Source organism: Streptomyces sp. NPDC006296, from assembly GCF_040613235.1.
Classification (GTDB): Bacteria; Actinomycetota; Actinomycetes; order Streptomycetales; family Streptomycetaceae; genus Streptomyces.
Genome location: NZ_JBEXRT010000089.1, coordinates 1 through 3,015, shown reverse-complemented (window position 1 = coordinate 3,015; position 3,015 = coordinate 1). Strand labels below are relative to the sequence as shown.

The 3,015-nt window shown below is 74.6% G+C and carries 1 protein-coding gene; it reads right to left on the bottom strand.

Annotated elements, in window-relative coordinates; genetic code table 11:
- The coding region (locus ABZ172_RS30010) for a polyketide synthase dehydratase domain-containing protein (RefSeq protein WP_356888503.1) at positions 1-3,015 on the bottom strand (3,015 nt) is incomplete at both ends.

The following is a 3,015-nucleotide window of genomic DNA, read 5'->3' as shown; positions in this document are numbered from 1 at the left end:
CCGCACACCCACCAAATACCGCGCCACCACCCCACCCAACACACCCGAACCACCCGACACCAACACCCAACCCCCACCCACCTCACCGACACCGGACCGAACAGCGGGCTCGGACTCCGAGGGGTCCACCGCCGGGACCTCCAGCACCAACTTCCCGACATGCCCCGCGCGGCTCATCAGCCCGAACGCCTCACCCGCCCGCCGCACGTCCCACGTCTGCCTCGGCAGCAGTTCCAGGGCGCCGGTCTCGAACAGCGCGACCACGTCGCGGAGCATCTCCCCCAGCCGTTCCGGGGCCACCTCCGCCAGGTCGAAGGCCCGGTACATCACGCCGTCGTGAGCGGCCGCGACCTCGCCGGGATCCCGTACGTCCGCCTTGCCCAGCTCCACGAACCGCCCACCCGGACGCACCAACCCCAACGACGCATCCACCAGCTCCCCCGCCAGCGAATCGACCACCACATCCACACCCGACCGGAACACCTCCGCGAACCCCACCGAACGCGACGAAGCAATACGCCCCTCCGCCACGCCCAACCCCCGCACCACCGGCCACTTCGACTCACTCGCCGTCGCGCACACCTCCGCACCCAACCACCGCGCCAGCTGCACCGCAGCCATCCCCACACCCCCCGCAGCCGCATGCACCAACACCACCTCACCCGACCGCACACCCGCCACATCCACCAACGCATAGAAAGCCGTCACGAACGCCACCGGAACCGACGCGGCCTCCACCCACGACCACCCCACCGGAACCCCCACCACCACCCGCTCATCCACCACGACGGAGGACCGGAAGCCGTCCTGCCAGACGCCCATCACCCGGTCGCCGACGGCGACGCCCGTCACACCGGGGCCCACCCCGGTGACCACGCCGGCGCCTTCACTGCCCATCCGCGCGGTCTCCGCGTCCGGGTACATGCCCAGAGGGATCAGCACGTCACGGAAGTTGAGCCCCACGGCCCGGATCTCGATGCGGACCTCGCGGGCGCCCAGGGGGCGGTCGTTCTCGTTCTCCTGCGTCGGGGCCCAGACGATCCCCTCCAGCGTGCCGTTCCCGGCGTGCGCGAGCCGGTGCTCCCCGGCCGGGCCGGGGTCGGACGACGTGGCGGGCTCCGCACGCTCGGGCGCCGGGGCGGGGCCGCCGGCCGGCGTCAGCGGGTCGCCGCTCCGGACCAGGCGCGGGGCGAGGATGTCGTCCCCCCGGACGGCGAGTTGCGGTTCGCCCGTGGACAGGGCGCGCAGCACGGTGCCGGGGGCCGTGGCGGTGGGGTCGAGCACGTCGAGGAGGACGAGGCGCCCGGGGTGCTCGGTCTGCGCCGAGCGCACCAGGCCCCACACGGGTGCGGCGGCGAGGTGGTCCATGCGTTCGCCGTCATGGACCTGTACCGCTCCGCCGGTGACGAGGACCAGCCGGGACTCGGTGAACCTCGCGCCGGCCAGCCACTGCTGCACGGTCTCCAGGGCGTGCAGGGCGGCACGCTCGGCCGCCGCCGCCATGTCGGTGTCGGGGGACGCGCCGGCCCGCAGGTCCACCAGGACGTGGCCGGGTGCCGGGAGACCGGCTCGGGCCAGCCGAACGTCCAGTGCCGCCAGGTCGGCGCATCCGGCGTGGTCCGGGTCCGTCACGGGCAGCCCCGCGCACGGGTCACCGAGCACCGCGACGCGCAGGGGCTTCGCGTCCCGGTCCGGCGCGGGCACCGGGGTCCAGGCCACCCGGTAGGCGGCGGCGATCCCGTCCTCCGGCGGTGCGGGCAGGCGTGCCTCGTCGAGCGGGCGGGTCAGCAGTCCTTCGGCGGACAGGACGGGCAGGCCCGCGCCGTCCGTGACGCGTACGGAGAAGGCGCCCTCGGCGGTCGGTGTGAGCCGTGCCCGCAGCCGCGTCGCGCCGGTGGCATGGAGCGTGACGCCGGTCCACAGGAACGGCAGCCGGCCGAGGTCCTCGTCGTCGGCGCAGGCGGGCCAGGCGTGCAGGGCGGCGTCGAGGAGGGCCGGGTGGAGGCCGAAGCCCGCCACGTCCGCCCCGGTCGGGGCGACCTCGGCGAACAGTTCGCCGTCGGCGCCGCGCCACACCTCGGTGAGTCCCTGGAACTCCTCCCCGTAGGTGAGGCCTCGTGTGTCCAGCCGCTCGTAGAGTCCGGTGATGTCGACACGTTCGGCGTCCGCCGGGGGGCGGCTGCCCGGGAGGGTGCGGTCCTCGTGACCGGCGCTCCGCACCAGGGTCGCCCGCGCGTGCCGTACCCAGTCCGTCTCCCGGGACGCGGAGTCCTGGAGTCGGGCGTGGACGTCCACCGCCCGGCTGCCGTCCTGCGCGGCCCCGGCCACGAGCACCTGTACGTGGGTGGGCCGGGACGCGTCCAGGGGGAGGGGCGTTTCGAGGGTGAGTTCCTCGACGCGGTCGCAGCCGACCGCGTCCCCGGCGCGCAGGACCATGTCCAGCAGGGCCGTGCCGGGCAGCAGTACCCGGCCGCGCACGGTGTGGTCGCGCAGCCACGGCTGCTCCCGCAGGGACAGGCGCCCGGTGAGCAGGACTCCGCCGGTGCCGGGCAGTGCCACCGCGCTGCCGAGCAGCGGGTGCCCCGTGCTCTCCGTGCCGTCCCGGTGGGCGTGCGTCCCGGTGCGGGTGGTGCCGCTGTCCGTCACCCAGTAGCGCTTGCGCCGGAAGGCGTACGTGGGCAGCTCGACCGGCCGCACCGGGCGGTCGTCGTAGGCGCGCGCCCATTGCACCGGCACTCCGGTCACGAAGGCCTCGGCGAGCGACCGCAGCAGGCGCGGCCGGCCTCCGTCGTCGCGGTGCAGGGTTCCCGTGACGGTCGCGGCCGTGCCGTGGTCCTCAGCGGTGACCTGCACACCGGTGGTGAGCACCGGGTGGGCGCTGACCTCGACGAACCTGCGGAATCCCGCGTCGAGCAGGGCGCGTACGGCTTCTTCGAACCGGACGCGGTGGCGGAGGTTGCGCACCCAGTACGCCGCGTCCGGGACCTCGTCACCGAGCCAGTCACCTGTCACCGT